This window comes from Microbulbifer mixtoriginis (SeqCode) (assembly GCF_052466765.1).
The window spans coordinates 2,384,003-2,401,074 of sequence record NZ_CP174289.1 but is presented as its reverse complement, the minus strand read 5'-3'; the positions used below and the strand labels follow the sequence as shown (position 1 = coordinate 2,401,074).

At 47.4% G+C, this 17,072-nt stretch carries 16 protein-coding genes; 10 read left to right on the top strand and 6 right to left on the bottom strand.

The window, feature by feature from the left end; translation table 11 throughout:
- Position 1 precedes the first annotated feature (1 nt).
- The 8 genes from ACJJIV_RS10580 to ACJJIV_RS10545 are packed head-to-tail and all read left to right on the top strand — an operon-like array spanning position 2 to position 8,175.
- A complete protein-coding gene (locus ACJJIV_RS10580; RefSeq protein WP_444891666.1) occupies positions 2–2,266 on the top strand; it encodes an MMPL family transporter in 2,265 nt (754 codons plus the stop codon).
- A gap of 3 nt (positions 2,267–2,269) precedes the next feature.
- Positions 2,270–3,499 (top strand): NAD(P)/FAD-dependent oxidoreductase, encoded by a 1,230-nt coding sequence (locus ACJJIV_RS10575; protein WP_444891665.1) that lies wholly within the window; start codon positions 2,270–2,272, stop codon positions 3,497–3,499.
- Positions 3,484–4,035, top strand: a complete 552-nt coding sequence (locus ACJJIV_RS10570; RefSeq protein ID WP_444891664.1) for an ApeN family LolB-like membrane protein — start codon at positions 3,484–3,486, stop codon at positions 4,033–4,035. Before ACJJIV_RS10575 ends, ACJJIV_RS10570 begins: the two co-directional genes overlap by 16 nt.
- Before the next feature lie 2 nt (positions 4,036–4,037).
- Complete coding sequence (locus tag ACJJIV_RS10565) at positions 4,038–5,198, top strand: beta-ketoacyl-ACP synthase (protein ID WP_444891663.1); 1,161 nt, start codon at positions 4,038–4,040, stop codon at positions 5,196–5,198.
- Positions 5,199–5,203: 5 nt separating this feature from the next.
- A complete protein-coding gene (locus ACJJIV_RS10560) occupies positions 5,204–5,650 on the top strand; it encodes a hotdog family protein (protein WP_444883328.1) in 447 nt (148 codons plus the stop codon).
- On the top strand, positions 5,651–6,379 hold the full coding sequence (gene fabG / locus ACJJIV_RS10555; RefSeq protein ID WP_252084049.1) for a 3-oxoacyl-ACP reductase FabG: 729 nt from the start codon (positions 5,651–5,653) through the stop codon (positions 6,377–6,379).
- Complete coding sequence (locus ACJJIV_RS10550) at positions 6,379–7,605, top strand: beta-ketoacyl-ACP synthase (RefSeq protein ID WP_252084050.1); 1,227 nt, start codon at positions 6,379–6,381, stop codon at positions 7,603–7,605. The genes fabG and ACJJIV_RS10550 overlap by 1 nt, the downstream gene beginning before the upstream one ends.
- A gap of 36 nt (positions 7,606–7,641) precedes the next feature.
- A complete protein-coding gene (locus ACJJIV_RS10545) occupies positions 7,642–8,175 on the top strand; it encodes an acyloxyacyl hydrolase (RefSeq protein ID WP_444891662.1) in 534 nt (177 codons plus the stop codon).
- A gap of 52 nt (positions 8,176–8,227) precedes the next feature.
- Here the strand turns inward: ACJJIV_RS10545 and ACJJIV_RS10540 are convergent, their stop codons facing one another.
- The 3 genes from ACJJIV_RS10540 to ACJJIV_RS10530 form a co-directional block, all read right to left on the bottom strand.
- On the bottom strand, positions 8,228–8,626 hold the full coding sequence (locus ACJJIV_RS10540) for an ApeA family protein (protein ID WP_444883332.1): 399 nt from the start codon (positions 8,624–8,626) through the stop codon (positions 8,228–8,230).
- A 27-nt stretch (positions 8,627–8,653) separates the two neighbouring features.
- Positions 8,654–9,151 carry a hypothetical protein gene (locus ACJJIV_RS10535; RefSeq protein WP_444891661.1) on the bottom strand — a complete coding sequence of 166 codons (498 nt, stop codon included), beginning with the start codon at positions 9,149–9,151 and terminating at the stop codon, positions 8,654–8,656.
- Positions 9,152–9,451: 300 nt separating this feature from the next.
- Complete coding sequence (locus ACJJIV_RS10530) at positions 9,452–10,339, bottom strand: LysR family transcriptional regulator (protein ID WP_444891660.1); 888 nt, start codon at positions 10,337–10,339, stop codon at positions 9,452–9,454.
- 124 nt (positions 10,340–10,463) lie between these two features.
- Here ACJJIV_RS10530 and ACJJIV_RS10525 point away from each other — a divergent pair, with 124 nt between their 5' ends.
- Entirely contained in the window at positions 10,464–11,240 is a 777-nt protein-coding gene (locus ACJJIV_RS10525; RefSeq protein ID WP_252084055.1) for a ferredoxin--NADP reductase, read from the top strand.
- A 140-nt stretch (positions 11,241–11,380) separates the two neighbouring features.
- Positions 11,381–11,941, top strand: coding sequence for a lipocalin family protein (locus ACJJIV_RS10520; protein WP_444891659.1), 561 nt, complete (start codon positions 11,381–11,383; stop codon positions 11,939–11,941).
- On the opposite strand, the gene ACJJIV_RS10515 is transcribed toward ACJJIV_RS10520, so the two are convergent.
- Genes ACJJIV_RS10515 through ACJJIV_RS10505 form a run of 3 tightly spaced genes read right to left on the bottom strand, consistent with a single transcriptional unit; the run spans position 11,933 to position 17,071 of the window.
- Positions 11,933–13,624 (bottom strand): hypothetical protein, encoded by a 1,692-nt coding sequence (locus ACJJIV_RS10515; protein ID WP_444891658.1) that lies wholly within the window; start codon positions 13,622–13,624, stop codon positions 11,933–11,935. The genes ACJJIV_RS10520 and ACJJIV_RS10515 overlap by 9 nt on opposite strands.
- Entirely contained in the window at positions 13,621–15,849 is a 2,229-nt protein-coding gene (locus ACJJIV_RS10510) for a hypothetical protein (protein WP_444891657.1), read from the bottom strand. The genes ACJJIV_RS10515 and ACJJIV_RS10510 overlap by 4 nt, the downstream gene beginning before the upstream one ends.
- A complete protein-coding gene (locus ACJJIV_RS10505) occupies positions 15,842–17,071 on the bottom strand; it encodes an N-terminal double-transmembrane domain-containing protein (RefSeq protein ID WP_444891656.1) in 1,230 nt (409 codons plus the stop codon). Before ACJJIV_RS10505 ends, ACJJIV_RS10510 begins: the two co-directional genes overlap by 8 nt.
- Position 17,072 lies beyond the last annotated feature (1 nt).

The following is a 17,072-nucleotide window of genomic DNA, read 5'->3' as shown; positions in this document are numbered from 1 at the left end:
CATGTCACGTCGAGTTGTTATTTGGCTTTCTTTTGTTAGTGTAATTATTGGGATAACTGTATTACGCTATCAATCTAGCTGGCTACAAACAGATATTTTGTTATTAGCTGATAATAACTCCGACTCGGTAAGTAGTGCTGGCATCCAGAAAAAAGTCAGTCAGCAATTACAGGGAAGTCTAATTTGGGTTTTAGTTTCTGAAGGAAAAGAAGCACAACGTCTGGCCAGGCATACCCAAGAGTTGGCACAGAAACTAAAGGCCACTAAATCTTTAGAGTCTGTTGAATATCGTTGGGCCGATTCTGAAAGCTATAAAGAGGAGTGGGAGCTGCTCTTTCCTCTGCGCCAACAGCTACTCAGCCCTGAAGATAGGGCGTTATTAGACGCTACGCCAGAGGAACTTATACAGCGTCAATTGAGTAAATTATACGGGCCTGACGGCGCTGGAATTGATTTGGAGAAAGATACTTTCTCAACTTTTCTCAATTACTTCACCGCTGATATTGGAGTTACTCCACAAGTCTTTGATGGAATCCCGGTACATACAGAGGGGCATAAAGCTTTTACCCTGCTTTATACACTGGCCGCACCGGTAGATTTGGCTGGAGAGAGCGGTATATCACTTCTTTCTTTACAGTCAGAATTAAAACAATGGGCCCAAAAAAATGGTTATTCGCTGCTGGTAGCTGGGGCCCCCCTGCACACAGAGTATGCTGCTGCTATGGCACAGGATGAAATACGCCTGATTGGCTCCCTTTCGATCCTTGCTATTTGCTGTCTATGTATTGTTGTCTTTCGCTCATTAAAACCTCTACTAGCCTGTACATTCGCAATTCTATGTGGCGTGGCCAGTGGCATATCTGGCGTCATTATCATTTTGGGCCAAATTCATATACTGGCTTTTGTATTTGGTACAACGGTTTCTGGATTGGCAATCGATTACGCATTTCACTTTATTTGTAATAGATTGCGGCTGGGCAAGCCAAAAGATAAGGATATATTACCTGGGCTATTGCTGGGCTTGATATCAAGCTGCTTGGCATTTTTCTCTCTTGCATTAACACCCTTTCCGCTTTTACAACAAATAGGGGTTTTTGTCGGCTGTGGTTTAATAGGGGCTTGGTTGACTGTAATCCTGCTATTCCCAGGCTGGATTAATATTAAGCATAGGCCTTTATCGTTTTCCAGTCAGTTTCCTAAACTCAATATTAAGTACTACCTGTTTCCATTGATTGGGCTGTTGATTTTTGGAGCTGCGGCACTTCAGAAAATTCAATTTAATGATGATCTAAAACTGTTTTACCAGCCTCCAGAATTTCTTACACAAGATGAAATAGATCTAAATTCTCTGATTAGATCCCGGCCGGATTCCCGTTACTTTCTGGTTTTTGGTGAAGATGAGCAACAAGTATTAACACGGGAGTGGGAACTTAGAAATCAACTGGACTATTTAGTAGAAAAGGAAATTATTAGTGGTTTTCAGGGGGTAACCAACCGGGTACCTCCAAAAGAGGTTCAAGAAGCTGACTGGAAGTTATTGTCGAAGTTTTACAGTGGGGATGCTGTCAGATCTTTTTATCAGCAATTGGGTTATTCTGCACAAGATATTAACCAGCAGTTAAGTTCTAAAATACAGCCATTCACTACCTTTAACTTCTCTGAATGGTTGCCAGTTTCAGGTCGGCAATATAAAGGACTATGGTTGGGTTGTGAAAATAATCACTGTTATTCTGTGGTTCGTATTTATGGTTTAAAAGAAGATTTGTCATCTTTAGAGTTACTGCCTGGAGTAACCTATGTCGATACTACCAGAAGTATCTCTAATGTGATGTCACAACAGCGTGATCTGTTGCTGCAATTACTTCCATTAATATTCATTGTTGTATTTCTGGTAACTGCAACTAAAACAGGAATAAAGCAAGCCTTAAGTATAGTTGCACTTCCATCCAGCGCAGTGCTAGGCACCCTGGCGATAGTGATTTTACAGGGATCAGCAATTAATTTATTTCATGTTGCGGCTTTATTACTTGTCTTTGGAATTGGTATAGATTACGCAATATTTAGCCATACAAGCCGGAAAGCAGAGCAGCATTATACCCTGCTGGCGATAGCTATGGCTGGGTTAACAACTTTTTTAGGGTTTGGTTTGCTAGCATTGTCTGGCACACCGGCGATTGCAAATTTTGGGTTAGTGCTGGCTGTGGGCACAGTATTAACTTTGTTGTTGGCATTTCTATTTTTTTGTACACGGGGTAAGGGATATTAGCCAATGAAAGAAATTAAGTCTGACGTTGTTATTATTGGTGCCGGACCTGCTGGAGCTGTAGCCGGTGCTTTGTTGGCTAAAAATGGCTGGAGTGTATCGATCGTTGAACGAGAGATGTTCCCTCGCTTCTCTATCGGCGAGAGTTTACTGGCACAGTGTATGGAATCTCTTGAAAACGCAGATATGTTGGAGGCAGTAAAATCCGCAGGCTTCCAATTTAAAAATGGTGCTGCTTTTGAATGGGATGGTGCCCGTACTTCATTTGATTTTCGTGAAAAATTCACACCTGGGCATGGCACAACTTTCCAGGTACAGCGCGCCAAGTTTGACAAAATACTGGCCGATGAAGCTGAGCGGCAGGGAGTAAAGATTTATTATCGTCATTCTATTGTATCAGCGGATATTGCCGAAAATGGTGCGGAACTGATTGCAGAACACAATGGCGAAGAGCTTGCCTTCCAGGGCCGTTTTGTTCTGGATGCAAGTGGTTTTGGACGAGTTCTACCAAGATTACTGGACCTGAATCGTCCATCAGAGTTTCCTGAACGTGAATCAGTATTCACACATGTAGAGGACAATATTACTGATAGTAATTTTGACAGAGATAAAATACTTATCACAGTCAATCCCAATGAGAGAGATATTTGGTATTGGTTGATACCTTTCGCCGATGGCAGAGCTTCTGTTGGCGTTGTTGGTGAGAAGGAAAAGATCGCGGCTTGGGGTCAGGATCCAGAACAGATCCTGAAAGGTGCTATTTCGGCCGCACCAGAGTTGGCAAAAACTTTATACAACGCAAAATTTGATACCGAGATTCAACGTATTCGTGGATATTCAAGCAATGTAACCAAGCTGGCAGGTCCAGGCTTTGCTCTTTTGGGAAATGCTGGTGAATTCCTTGATCCAGTATTTTCTTCAGGCGTTACCATCGCAATGAAGTCTTCAGAGTTAGCCGCTGAATGTTTACACCGTCAACTCTCTGGAGAGAGCGTTGATTGGGACAAAGAGTTTTCTGTGCCTTTAAAGCAGGGTGTTGAAGTTTTTAAAACGTATGTAAAGGCTTGGTATGATGGCCGTTTTCAGGATGTGATTTTTTATCAAACTGAGCAAAAAGAAATCAAAGGAATGATTTGCTCAATTTTGGCAGGTTATGCCTGGGATAAGAAAAATCCGTTTGTTGCTGCTGCTGAGCGTAGATTGAATACACTGGTGGAAATATGCTCCGCTGGTTAGTGCTTTATTTTAGTATCTTTACTCTGGTGGGTTGTATTTCCCCAAGGGTGGAAAAAGATAAGTCTGAAGGCTGGTCTTTGGCGCCTCTTTTAGCTGAGCAACCGCGTCAGATGAATCAACATTTGCGTATTGTTTATCAAAACAATGTGTACGAAGTGATTGCGGCCACCTTGCTCTCTTCAGAGAACATGAGGGTTTCGCTTCTCAGCCCTGAAGGTATGAGTTTGTTAGATATTGCATATGATGGTAATGAGATCAGCACTCATCACTACATGCGTAGAGCGGCAAGTCTGCCACCTGAAAAACTGTTAGCAGACATTCAGTTTGTCTATTGGCCAGTTACTCAGCTGCAGAAACAATTACCTGTTGGTTGGAAGTTGCAAGAGTCCGTAGTTGAGGGGAATTATATCCGTCAGCTCTTCCACAATGGAGAAATAAGTACAGAGGCGCGCTACAGTACTAATGATATTTGGGAAGCACAAGTTGAGCTTGAGCACAAACGACTTGGTTACAGGTTAAGCATCAGGAATTTTTAGGTATGACTAATTTCTATCTTAATCATATGGGCATCATCTGTACCCTGGGAAATTCTGCTGAATCGGTAGCTAAACCCCTTTTTAGCGGTGATAGCTCTTTTATGCGACCGGATGAAAACCGATTATTAAACTATCAGGGAAACCTGGGTATTGTGCAGGAGAAGTTGCCAGAATTACCGAGTTCGCTACAAGCCTATCACTGCCGTAATAATCAGCTGGCTTTGGCTGCACTGGGCCAAATCGAATCAGAAATCGGTAGTCTTGTTGAAAGATATGGTACAAGCCGAGTTGGAGTGGTTATGGGAACTTCAACTTCTGGGATCGATTCTGGTGAATCTTACCTCAGTGGTAAAAAAGACACTGGTTACAATTACCGGCTTCAACAGCAAATGGCAGGACTTAGTACTTTTGTCGCAAAGTATCTGGGTGTGCAAGGCGTACAACTTACAGTTTCTACAGCGTGTTCATCCAGTGCGAATGCCCTTGCCAGTGCCCGGCGCCTTCTCTCTACCAATGTTTGTGATGCTGTGGTTGTTGGCGGTGTGGATTCTCTTTGTGGCATGACGATTCGTGGCTTTCATAGCCTGGGGGCACTTAGTGCGGGCCAGATCAACCCCTTCAGCGTTAATCGGGATGGTATTAATCTTGGGGAAGCTGGCGCAATATTTGTGATGACCAAAGAACCTGGGCCTGTGATTCTATCCGGTGTTGCTGCCACGTCTGATGCCCACCATATGTCGGCTCCAGATCCAGAGGGGCGCGGTGCAGAGGCCTGTATGCGCAGAGCACTGGAAAATGCGAGCTTGGATGCAAGCGATATTGATTATCTAAATCTCCATGGTACGGGCACACCACAAAATGACTCTATGGAGGCTTTAGCCGTTGAAAGGGTGTTTGGAAGCCAACTGCCTTGCTCTTCCACTAAACCTTTAACCGGGCACACATTGGGAGCTGCTGGTGCACTTGAAGCGGCCTTTTGCTGGCTTGCCCTGCAAAATGATCAACTCCCCCCCCATCAGTATGATGGGCATTATGATCCGGAGATTGTGCGGCTGAACCTTTGCCAGGGCCAAGAAGCTGCTGGAGGATTGCGCTACGTAATGAGTAATTCCTTCGCGTTTGGTGGGAGTAACTGCTCGGTAATTATGGGCAGTCAGAGGTAAAATATATGCAAAAATATACTGCTGAAGAATTGGTTCCACACAGTGGAAATATGTCACTTCTCGATGAAGTAGTTTCAGTAGATGAGGAACAACTGCTGGCAAAATTGCGGGTCCGAGATGACGGAATTTTTTCTCGCAACGGTCGTGTTCCCGCCTATGTGGGAATTGAGTATATGGCCCAGTCAATAGCGGCATTTTCCGGTTACCACGCCAAGGAACGGGGCGAAGAGGTGCGCCTGGGCTTTCTATTGGGTACCCGTAAATTTGTGTCAAATGTTGAAAGTTATCGCTGTGGCGATGAACTGACGATTGAAGTCCAGCGTTTGCTGCAGGCTGAGAATGGCATGGCGACATTTGAGTGTGTAATAAAGGGCCCCTCCATCGAGCAAAGCGCGCGGTTAAATGTATATCAACCGGACAATGTGGAACAGTATTTGAAGGGTAGAAATTAAATGTCTGAGTGGATTTTAGTTACGGGTTCAAGCCGTGGTATAGGTCGGGCAATTGCCCTTCAGTTAGCTGAAGATGGTTATAATATCGTTTTACATTGCCGAAGCCGCCGTGACCAAGCTGAAGAGGTTGCAGGGGAAATTGCCAAGCTAGGAAGTAAAAGCAGAATTCTTCAGTTTGATATTTCTGATCGGAACCAAACTAAAGATGTTTTGCTAGAAGATGTCGATGAACACGGTTGTTACTATGGGGTTGTATGCAATGCAGGTGTAACTGCTGACAATGCTTTTCCCGCAATGCCTGCCGAGGACTGGGATTCAGTCGTTCACACAAATCTAGATGGTTTCTACAATGTCTTGCATCCGCTGACTATGCCCATGGTTAGACGCCGTGCTCCCGGTCGAATAGTTGTGATGACTTCAGTCTCCGGCGTCGCTGGAAATCGAGGACAGGTAAACTATTCCGCGTCTAAAGCTGGTTTGATTGGTGCGAGTAAAGCGCTCGCACTGGAGCTGGCGAAACGAAAAATCACCGTTAATTGTGTTGCTCCGGGTCTTATTGATACCGATATGCTGGATGAAGATTTGCCGGTTGAAGACATTTTAAAAATGGTTCCAGCCCGCAGAATGGGCAAGCCTGAAGAAGTCGCAGCGACTGTAGCCTTTTTAATGCATGAGCGGGCTGCTTACATTACCCGTCAAGTTATTTCCGTAAATGGTGGTCTCTGCTAATGAAGCGTGTTGTTGTTACAGGAATGGCCGGAATATCTCCTATAGGCCAAGATTGGGAGTCGGTTAGTGAGTCTTTGCAGAGCCGTCGTTCCGGAATTGTTTATATGGAGGACTGGGACAAGTATGAGGGACTTGAAACTCGCCTTGGTGCCCCAGTAAAAGATTTTGAAAAGCCATCTCATTACAATCGCAAACGCGTTCGCAGCATGGGGCGCGTCTCATTAATGGCGGTTCGCGCCAGTGAAATTGCTCTTCAGGATGCGGGATTGTTGGATGACCCCATTCTCAAAAGTGGAGCTGTCGGAGTTTCATATGGCTCGTCAGCAGGCACTCCGTCAGCAGTGGCTGATTTCGGCAATATGTTGATAAATCACCGCACCGACGGCCTTAATGCCACCAGCTATATAAAAATGATGTCTCACACGGCTGCGGTCAATATCGGAGTATTTTTTGGTTTGTGTGGGCGGGTTTACACCACCAGCTCTGCTTGTACCTCTGGCAGCCAGGGAATTGGGTATGCCTATGAAGCGATCCGCAATGGTAGCCAAACTATTATGGTCGCCGGTGGTGCAGAGGAGCTGTGTGCAACTGAGGCGGCAGTTTTCGATACGCTTTATGCTACCTCTACAAAAAATGATACTCCTGAAGCGACCCCACGTCCCTTTGATAGAAACCGGGATGGATTGGTGATCGGTGAAGGTGCTGGCACGCTGATTCTGGAGGAGTATGAGCATGCTGTTGCACGTGGAGCCAGAATTTATGCGGAAGTTGTTGGCTTTGGTACAAATTCTGACGGTAGCCATGTTACTCAACCCCAGTCGGGGACTATGCAGGTGGCTCTGGAGCAAGCTATAGCTCAATCTGGTGTAGATGCTAGTGAGATAGGTTATGTCAGCGCACATGGTACTGCCACGGACCGAGGAGATATCGCCGAGAGCCATGCGACTCGCAATGCGTTTGGTCGTGCTGTGCCTATCAGTTCCCTCAAGAGCTATACCGGCCATACGCTGGGTGCCTGCGGCGCTTTGGAAGCTTGGACAAGTATCCAGATGATGCGCAATGGTTGGTTCCATCCCACAATGAATTTGGCAGAGATTGATTCTGATTGTGCTGACTTGGAATTTATCCAAGGCCCTGGCAAGCACATCGATACAGAATATGTCATGAGTAATAATTTCGCCTTTGGTGGAATTAATACTTCATTAATATTTAAAAGAATTTCTTAATTAATAGATGAGTGACTTTTAAATAAGGGATCGTAGATGAAGTGGATACTGGCTGTAGTTTCAATAATTTTCTTGGCTCAGCCAGTATTAGCTGACGATTTGTTGTTGAGTTTTGGTGGTGGACCACAGCCGGATTCAAAACAAAATAACAAGACCTTTGGCTTAGACTACTCCTTTAAAACGTTTGAAAAGAGCTATCGGCAGTATATTGATATAGGTGTAAGTTACACAGAAATTAGTACTAGTGCGGATGAAAATAAACGCATAAGGGCTTTTTCCATTTACCCGCAGTTAAATCTGTACCCAAGGCAAAGAAGTTGGGGGCAACCCTTTTTCTTTGTTCGAGCATTGGGCCCCAGTTATATATCCAGTAACTATTTAGGCGATCGACACCAAGAGAACAACTTTTCTTTTCAGGCGCAGGTGGGTTATGGCGCAAGAATTAACTGGAGGAAAAAGGAGGATCTGGTACTAATGGTATCTTGGAAGCACTTTTCAAATGCTAATTTGTTTGATGAAAATGATGGTATAGATATGCCATTTGTCTTAAATGTTGGCATAAGGCTTTAAAAAATACTCGTATTTTCCCAATGATAGATATCATTGGGAGAATGCTTAAGCTTTAAATTGATAACTGCTTAATAATCGCATCATTCAAGTTACGTACCCAGCGATTGTAATTTCTGTGGATAGTATAGTATTTTTCATTGTAATCAAGCAGGTCGCTATCTTTATAAGTAATACTATAATTATCCATATCGTATTTGATATCTGCCTCAGCGTGATGTTTGCGAACATTAATTGAAGCGATTATTTGTCCAGGGGCGACCTCACGACAAGTCCAGTTTCTTGCTATACATCCCGCGATAATTGATTTTTTAATGGTATCCTGAGTTTGTGCAGAACCATCAAGGCGGTCAGGAATACTTCTTTCTTGGATATTCATGACTGGATTACTGGTGCAGCCAGCGAGAGTTAATGCAAAAGCCGCAGAGAACAATATTTTCTTAAAATTTTTCATTTAAATATCCTGTTGGTAGTTTTAGGATCAAATTTCGTGGTTTTTCTTCATCCACTTCGCTACATCATTACCAAGTGTATGAACACAGCGTTGGAGTACTTGGCAAGAGTTTTTAAAATTTGCACCAAATCCACCGCTAGAATTTCTAGTATTAGTAAAACTGTCTACTAATTTTCCATTATTGTAAAGTTCCGCCTCAATAGATACCGACTTTCTATGTCCTAACCAAGCGTTACCAGAACTCAGGGCATTTAGAATACTTAGTTTGAGACTATAGCCCTCTGACTGAGGATTTAGTTCAGACGTTGAAGAGATATAGTATCCATATTTACTAAGAAACTTCTGGGTCGAATTAGAAAACTGAGAGCCGAGATTTGGGCATTCACTAAGTATATTGGCAGCAATTACTTTCTCATCATGATAGTGAGCTGCTGAATGGATCTTAATGATATCTTTTGCCATTGCTAAAGAAGAGATACTTAAAATTGTACCAGCTAGTACGACTTTAAATCCGCTGATATTCATATTGCCTCAAAGGAATATTACAACTGCCAGGAAGTATACAGATGTAGCCAAATTGATAAATTGTCGAATTTTTATGCGCGATAATTTACCAGATAAGAAAGCCTGACAATAGTGGTTAAACGAACTTTAGGACAGAGAATTTTTCACTGAAAAGTAATATAGCGGAACTCAATATTCATTTTATACCCATCAGTCATCTTTAAATTTCTCGACACTGACAAATGTATATTGCCGTCAAAAGCTAAATTTTAGTAGTTGCTGCCGCAGTACTCGGAAAACTCAATCTCATTGAGGGTTCATTTAATTGATTTCGATGGATTGGCATAACTCCAACCATCGCTCAATCCCCGTACTTCTATATTTTTGTCGATGTAGGGCGAAATAAAATTCTCTGTGGAAATTTCTCTGCGATACCGGCAATTCGATCAATGAACCCCGCTTCAGGGCATCAGCTAAAGAGACTCTAGATAGGCAGCTGATACCGAGCCCAGCTTCCACCGCTCGCTTAATGGCCTCTGTATGCTGAAGCTCCAACAAAATATGGAGTTTTGGTAGTAGTCCGACCATTGCACGCTCAAAAGTCTGACGTGTGCCGGAGCCAGGTTCCCGGGTAATCCAGGTGGCTTTGAGCAGATCTTTGTCTGTCAGGCGCTTGCGTTTGGCCAGGGGGTGAGAGGGGGCGCAAAAGACGACTAATTCATCACTACGCCAGGGAATCATCTCCAGATCCGGGTGATTAAATTCACCCTCAATAAGTCCAAGATCCAGCTCAAAGTTGAGCACCCGCTCGGTAATTGCCGAGGTATTGGCGACCTCCAGCTCCACGCGTGTGCCGGGTTGCTCCTCCATGTAGCGCGCCATTACGTTCGCAGCCAGGTAATTGCCGATGGTTAGGGTTGCCCCTATTTTTAGGCGGCCCAGATCGCGATGACTGGCCAGGCTCTGTTCTAATTCCTGTGCCCGTTCCAGCAGTTCCTCCGCCTTGGGCCATAGTTGCCTACCCAGCTCATTCAGGCGCAGGCGCTTGCCGGTGCGCTCGAATAAGCGCAGCTCAAACTGTTGTTCGAACTCTTTTAGGGCGGTGGAGGCGGCAGACTGGGACATGCTCAGGCTCTCTGCCGCGCGGCTCACATTCTCGTGGTGGGCACAGGCCAGGAATACCTCCAGTTGGCGCAAGGTATAGCGCAAAGGGAATTCTCCACTTAATCGTTAAAATAGATAAGGAATATCGAAATATCCCACTTTGCCAATAGATCTTCCAGGGCTAAAATTCAACTATCAAGAGACTCGTGGAATAACCGGTTTTAAGTTTATGTCCAAATTGAATATAGAGAAGGTGTTGGATGTCCATCACTGGAACGACACGCTGTTTAGCTTTAAGACCACCCGAGATTCGGGTTTTCGCTTTGAGAACGGACATTTCACGATGATCGGTCTGCAGCAGGACAACGGCCGTCCACTGCTGCGTGCCTACTCCATTGCCAGTGCCAACTACGAAGATGAGCTGGAATTCTTCAGCATCAAGGTACCCGACGGTCCCCTGACTTCTCGTCTGCAGAAGATTGTGCCGGGCGATGAGATCTATGTGAGCCAGAAGCCCACCGGTACTTTGGTTGCGGATCACCTGTTACCTGGCAAGCGTCTGTGGTTGCTGTCTACGGGTACTGGTTTGGCACCTTTCATGAGCATTATTAAAGACCCCACTGTCTACGAGCGTTTCGACCAAGTGATTCTTACCCACGGGGTGCGCTATGTCTCTGAGCTGGCTTATCAGGAACAGATCGAGAATGAGCTACCTGAGCATGAGTATTTTGGTGAGATGGTGCGTGAGCAGCTGCTCTACTACCCCACTGTAACTCGTGAGCCTTACCGTAATACCGGCCGCCTGACCGACTTGATGCTGACCGGTAAGCTCTTTACAGATCTCGATGTGCCCAAGCCGAATGTCGAGGAAGACCGCTTTATGTTGTGCGGCAGCCCGGCAATGCTGAAAGATCTCACCAACATCCTAGATGACTGGGGATTCAAGGAGACCCGCGCAGGTGTACCGCACGAGTATGTGATTGAGCGCGCTTTCGTCGAAAAATAAGTTGGCCAGCCCAGCGATAAAAAAACCACCTTTGCGGTGGTTTTTTTATGGGTGAAATACAGGCTCCCGAAACTATCCTGACCTTGTGAAACCCTTACCTTCTATTTTGATTCGAGGGTGAATTTGCTGGGAGTGGCTAGATGAAGCGGTTTTCGCTGGGAGTACTACTGTTTTCCTTCCTGTGGCTAGGTGCCTGTACACGAGTGCCGGAGGGGGTTGAGCCAGTACAGAATTTCCAGCTTCAGCGCTATTTAGGCCACTGGTATGAGATAGCCCGCTTGGACCACTCTTTCGAACGCGGCCTGACCCTGGTAACAGCGGACTACACCCTCAACCCCGATGGCTCTGTTGCAGTGGTGAATACCGGTTATTCACAAGCGCGTGATGATTGGCAATTGGCGAGAGGGAAGGCTGAGTTTGTTGGCGCAAAAGATGTAGGACACTTGAAAGTTTCTTTCCTTGGGCCCTTCTATTCTTCCTATATCGTGATTGCCCTGGCAGGCGATTATCAATATGCGATGGTTTCCGGCTATAACAAATCCTATCTGTGGATATTGTCCCGCACCCCGACTATGCCCAAGGATGTACTGGAGCGGTTTTTACAGAAAGCTAAGGCGATGGGTTATCCCGTCGACCAGCTGATTTTCCCCAAGCAGGAGGCACAGCCGGGTAATAAACCCTCCGCGAAGTCTTCAAGATAACGGCCTGTTCAAGATTCTACGCTCCCGCCACCAGCTTGTGCATACCAATAACAGCAAAATTAGGGCCGGCCACTGGCGTTCTATCGGTTCTTTACTCGTGTGGATATTAGCTATTGGTCCCAAGCGTGCGGTGGCCATTTGTCGGGTCTCTTTGGCATTTACAGACTGCTGCCACTGAGGCCAGTCCTCCTTGGCAAAGATATAGAAATCCAATGTCGCTTCGCCCTTCAAATCCGTCTTAAGCTGATGCCAGCCAGAACCCTGTGGCCAGAAGCTGTAGCACTGGCCCTGGGAATTACTACTTACGGCGACACCACTGATGGGTAGGGAGTTTTCTTGGGAGCTTAATAATATTGGTCTCTGATCAGAAAAAAGTGGGCTGCAAAGGGTGATGCGTTCTTGTGTACGCGGTAACTCATTGGAGAGGATTACTGGCTGCTGACTACCCAAATGCCTAAGTTGGTAATCAATAATGGACTTCCACAGGCTGGCGAATTCAGTAGCCAACCCACTGGTTAGCCAGCGGTGGCTGTCGCTAAATAGAGTAAAACCCAAGTGCTGAGTCTGGGTTGAACGCCCCCAGAAAAGTGGGGACTCTCCATTGCCCAGTAAAAAGTCGTAGGAGCCGGGCTGTGTGACTTTGAAGCCAAGATTACGCAATGGGGGAATTTCCGCATTGTGCGCTTTTTGGTAGCCAAAGCCGGAGTGTAAATGAGTAGTTTCCCTCCTTTGCAGAGGCATGGATTGGCTAGCGGCGTATTGGAGAAACTCTTCAGAGCTATCGCCACTGACTAACCATAACAGTGACTTTGTAGTGGCCAGCTCGTTGAGCTGACGCTTTTGCAGAGCGGAAAATTGTGGCCACAAACTGCTGTCGAGTATCACTAAATCGAAGGGACTTTCATTCGTGAATAAATCTGCAGACCCGGTAAGTGGAAGGCCGTTGAGAGTTTCTTTTCTTATGATTTCAGGTGCCAACTGGGTCATCACTTGTGCTGCTACACCGGATTGGCGCAGCCAGCGAGAGAGGGCTGCCGTCTCAAAAGAGGGGCGTGCCAGCCACAGTAATAACTTGGGTTGGAGTGGTTCTCGCACCAATATGGGTAAGGGATCTGTATGGGTTTCGCCTGCTTCGCTTTCCGTCTGTACGCGGTATAGCTGGGGGCCTGCGAGTTTTGGAGTGGCAGTGAGTTGTGCCTGAATTGCTTCTCCCACTTTCAGCTCAAGACTGTCTTCAATATGGCCGTAGGGATTGAGCAGACTAATTTGTAGGTTTTCAGTCAGTGGCTGGTTGTTGTGAACCTTTAATTTTAAAGAATCACCCAAGGTAATTCGCCGCTGCCAGTCCAATTCCCAGCGGCCATCAGATTCCAGGATCTTCGATAACTCCAGACGCACCGGTGCCAGGTCCCGAAGTTTGTCGCGGCCGAGTGGCTCCCCATTGAGAGAGATATATTCCACACCATTGAGATTTATTGGATGTGAACTCGCCAGCTGTTTGCTGTTGATAGAGATATTGCGCTCGGCGGGAATGATCGCCGGCGGCTGCCAGAGCATCCAGGCACTCAACCAAATTGCCAGTTGCAGGCCATAGTCAAACGGCTTGGCGCCTCGGCGGCGCAACAATACCAATGATGTAAAACAGGCCAATAGGCACAGGCCAGGTATCAAGAAATCAATCACAATGACTTCTCCCCTTGCTGGTGCAGCCAACGGCTGAAATGGCCGTCGGCCTCAGTTTGCAAAGGCAGTGAAGGCGCAGATTTCGGTGCTGGCAGTAGCTGATAGAGCAGCTGATTCAGGGAGTTTGTGCAATCAATGCAATTCGGTTGCTGGTGGCGCTGCTGGTATAAACGCAGCTGTTTGGACAGTTCCAGGCCGAGATCTAATGATTGCTCTGCGGCTAGCTCATTTATCTGCACCAGCAGATCGGTATCGAGTTCGGCGCCAGAGTCTACTTGGGCCATTAGGGCGAGCACCTGTGCTCTTTGTTTTTGTTCAAAGGCACTGTCGACACTTTCTGGCGCTACGTCTTCCCGTTCACCGCTAAGCCGGCGGCTTTCGTCAATGGGGGGCGCCTCGAAGCCGACTCTTTGTAAGTAAATACGCGAAGCCTGCTGTACTTCCTTGATAAACCGCAGAGCCCGGTGCTGATGGGGCAGGGAAGCTTGGGGCTCTATAACCGACAGGTCGCGCCAGGACCTCCACATGGCATTCAGCGCATTGCGCAGTAGCTCCTTGGTTTGGGGATCAAACAGGGTGGCATGCTCTGAGCTGTCATGCCGGTGTCCGGCAGAAGCAGCTATGCGCTCTGCCTGTTGGAAATGGGAGTCTTGCTGTGCAAAGGGAGTGGCATTTTCTTCGCCATGTGACTGGTGCTCACCTTGTTCTGTGTGATCGTGGCTATGGCCGTGTTCGGATTCTTCTTTATCATCGTGCTTCTCGCTCTCTGCGCCAGAATGCTCCGCTTCCGAATCCTCTTCGCCGAGAAAACGGCCGTAGCGCATGCGCAGCAAATTCTGTTCATAGGCTAAACCCTCGGAGCGTTTGCGAAACTCCTGTGGATGCAGCTGCTCTCGCTCGGCTAGCAAGGCCTCGGTGTCAATAATCAGCTGGCGTTGGCTGCGGAAGTACTCCGGTAATATCTTAATCGCCATCCCCTCGCTGTCACTCAGCCCGAAAATCTCTTCTTGCGGCCAGCGCAAGATAAAGTGTTGGCTCTTGGCAACGTTGGCGCTGGGCTCGCGGTTATCCCTGGCCTCCAGATACCAGTAGAGTTCATCTCCCGCTTCCATGGAAAACTGGTGGATGGGTAGGATGAAATCGTAGCGAGCTGCTTTCTTATCTTCCGAGGGGGTTGTTGATAAAGCAGTGGATTGCAAACTGGTGAGTGCAATACGCTCTTCGCGAAAACGTAAATTTTCCCCGGTGCCGCTGGCGAGGGTGACCAATAAATCCGCAGAACTCACCTGGTAATCATCATTAATGATTACTTTCACGGGAATACCCTGGGTGCTCCCCTGAATGGTATCGACGCGCAGGCTGGGTGCCTCAAAGGTAAACTCCGGGGCACTGTCTTTTTGCACTCGAATATTATGGATTTCCGGCAAAAGTATTTGGCTTTCCGCGAGTTGCACTGAGAGCTGGTAAAAGTCTGCCTTAGCGATAGTGCGTTGTAATTGCCATTTTGTACTGGGCAGATCACCTAGTGGAGAAAAGGCGAAGCGCTCAGCCTCGGCCAGCATTTCCAGCCCTTGCACCGGCTGATTCAATTCAAGTTGCCACTCGACCTTGGACTGCTCCGGCACATCGACTTGTAGGGATTGGCTGTCAGCTGCGATCCCAGAGTAGGCGGGCGGCTGGATATGGGTTGCCGCGCGCGTTATGGCGAGCTTTTCGGCAACGGGAATAGCCGTATTTTGTTGTGTGGTCTCAGTTTTATCCCCGGTTAAGTGAGAATCGCTCAGTACAAATAACAATAGCCCCAGGCAGGCACCAAAAGCATTTGTCAGGGCACTGCGGAGTTTTTTTGGACCGAAAGACGGCCGGTCGCCACTTTCCAGCAGTTGTTGCAGCGCTGTTTCGATACGCGTGCGCTGTAATTGCTGCAATGGACTTAGGTTGGTTTTCTGTTGGCTAAGCAACTGGCTGCTGTCTTGCAGCTGTGGATATTGTCCATCCAACTGTCGACACAGGCGCTCGGGGCTTGGGCGCCAGCTGCGATCTAGCAGTATCGCTACAACAATAATCCCGAGCCAGGCGGGCAATAGCCACTGGGGCCAACCGAATATAAAGATACCCAAGCCGGCCAGAAGGCTGAGGCCAGTGGCGAGCCAGAGATAGGGCCGCAGAGCTGTCAGTTGCCAGCGCCTGCGCACAGCGTTAAGGGTTAACTGGTACTTATCCAAAGTTGGCCTCCCCATCCCGATTACTATCGGTCGCCATGATGGCTGGAGGTCGCGATAGGGCAATTAGGCGTTCAAAGGCCAGAAGTAACAGTAGGGCGATAATTAACCAGGGTTGTAGTTGTTCAATACGGCGATTTTCCACCTCGCTGTCTTCTACAGGAAGGCCTGCCCCAGCTATGTCTGCCACTACTTTTTTATTGGCAGACCAATAGCCACGATTTTGGTGTTGCAGATCCCAGTCTTGCCCAGACCACTGCTGCCATAAGCGTTCAGGTAAATCTGCGCGGCGATAAAAGGCTTCGCTATACCAGTCACTTTCGTAGCGCAGCCAACTTCCCCGTCCCACTGAGGCCGCCTGAGCTGACTGGCTGTTATCCACAGCAACGAAGTTGAGATTATCGGCAGGGGGGATACTGTTGTCGGTGATTAACAGGCCCCCATCTGTAACAAATTCCAGCACGGCTTGTGGCAGAGGAGCGAGGCCTGTGTAGATCAACCAATCTGTCTGCTCGGCATTGGGGGTCTCTTCTTGTTCCTGAATATGCACCGATAGTCCCGGCATATTGCTGTGCCAGTCTTCCAGCACTGGCGCCCACCAGCTGGGCGCTTTGCCGATTAAAGCGATACTCGGTAATACCGGTTTCCGATCTGTGGATGGTTTATCAAGGCTGTGCCACTGCCAGTGGGGGCTGACTCTCAGTGCCTGGTGGGATGCTGGAACCCCGTTGTTTATCAACAGGATATGAGCCCTGCGCAAATCCGCCCGGCGTGATAGTACCGATAGAGTTTTCCACAGGTCCACATTTTGTGGTGGGGGTGAGGTTACTGAGGGTGTTTCTGGGGATAACCACAGCACTTTATAACCTTCCCCGACAAGCTGTGGCAGTGAATTGTGGATAAATGTATTCGCTTCGCCCGCCCCAATTCTGGGGTCTACCAGTATCACGCCCTCTTGGGGATAAATTTCCCGTTTAATCAGCGGCTGTGCCAACAAACTTGCTAGCAGGGCGACGATTAGCAGGCGCAATAGCAGCAGCCACTTGTTATCCACAATAGGGCGGCGCGCGCGACTCTGTGAATATCTTTGTACCCATTGCAGCGCAGCAAAGGAGATCTGCTGTGGATTACTTCGGCGTAGCAAATGAATGGCGATAGGGATAATCAGGGCTGTGAATAGCCATAGCCACTGTGGGGATTGAAATAAGTTATTTATCCACAACATC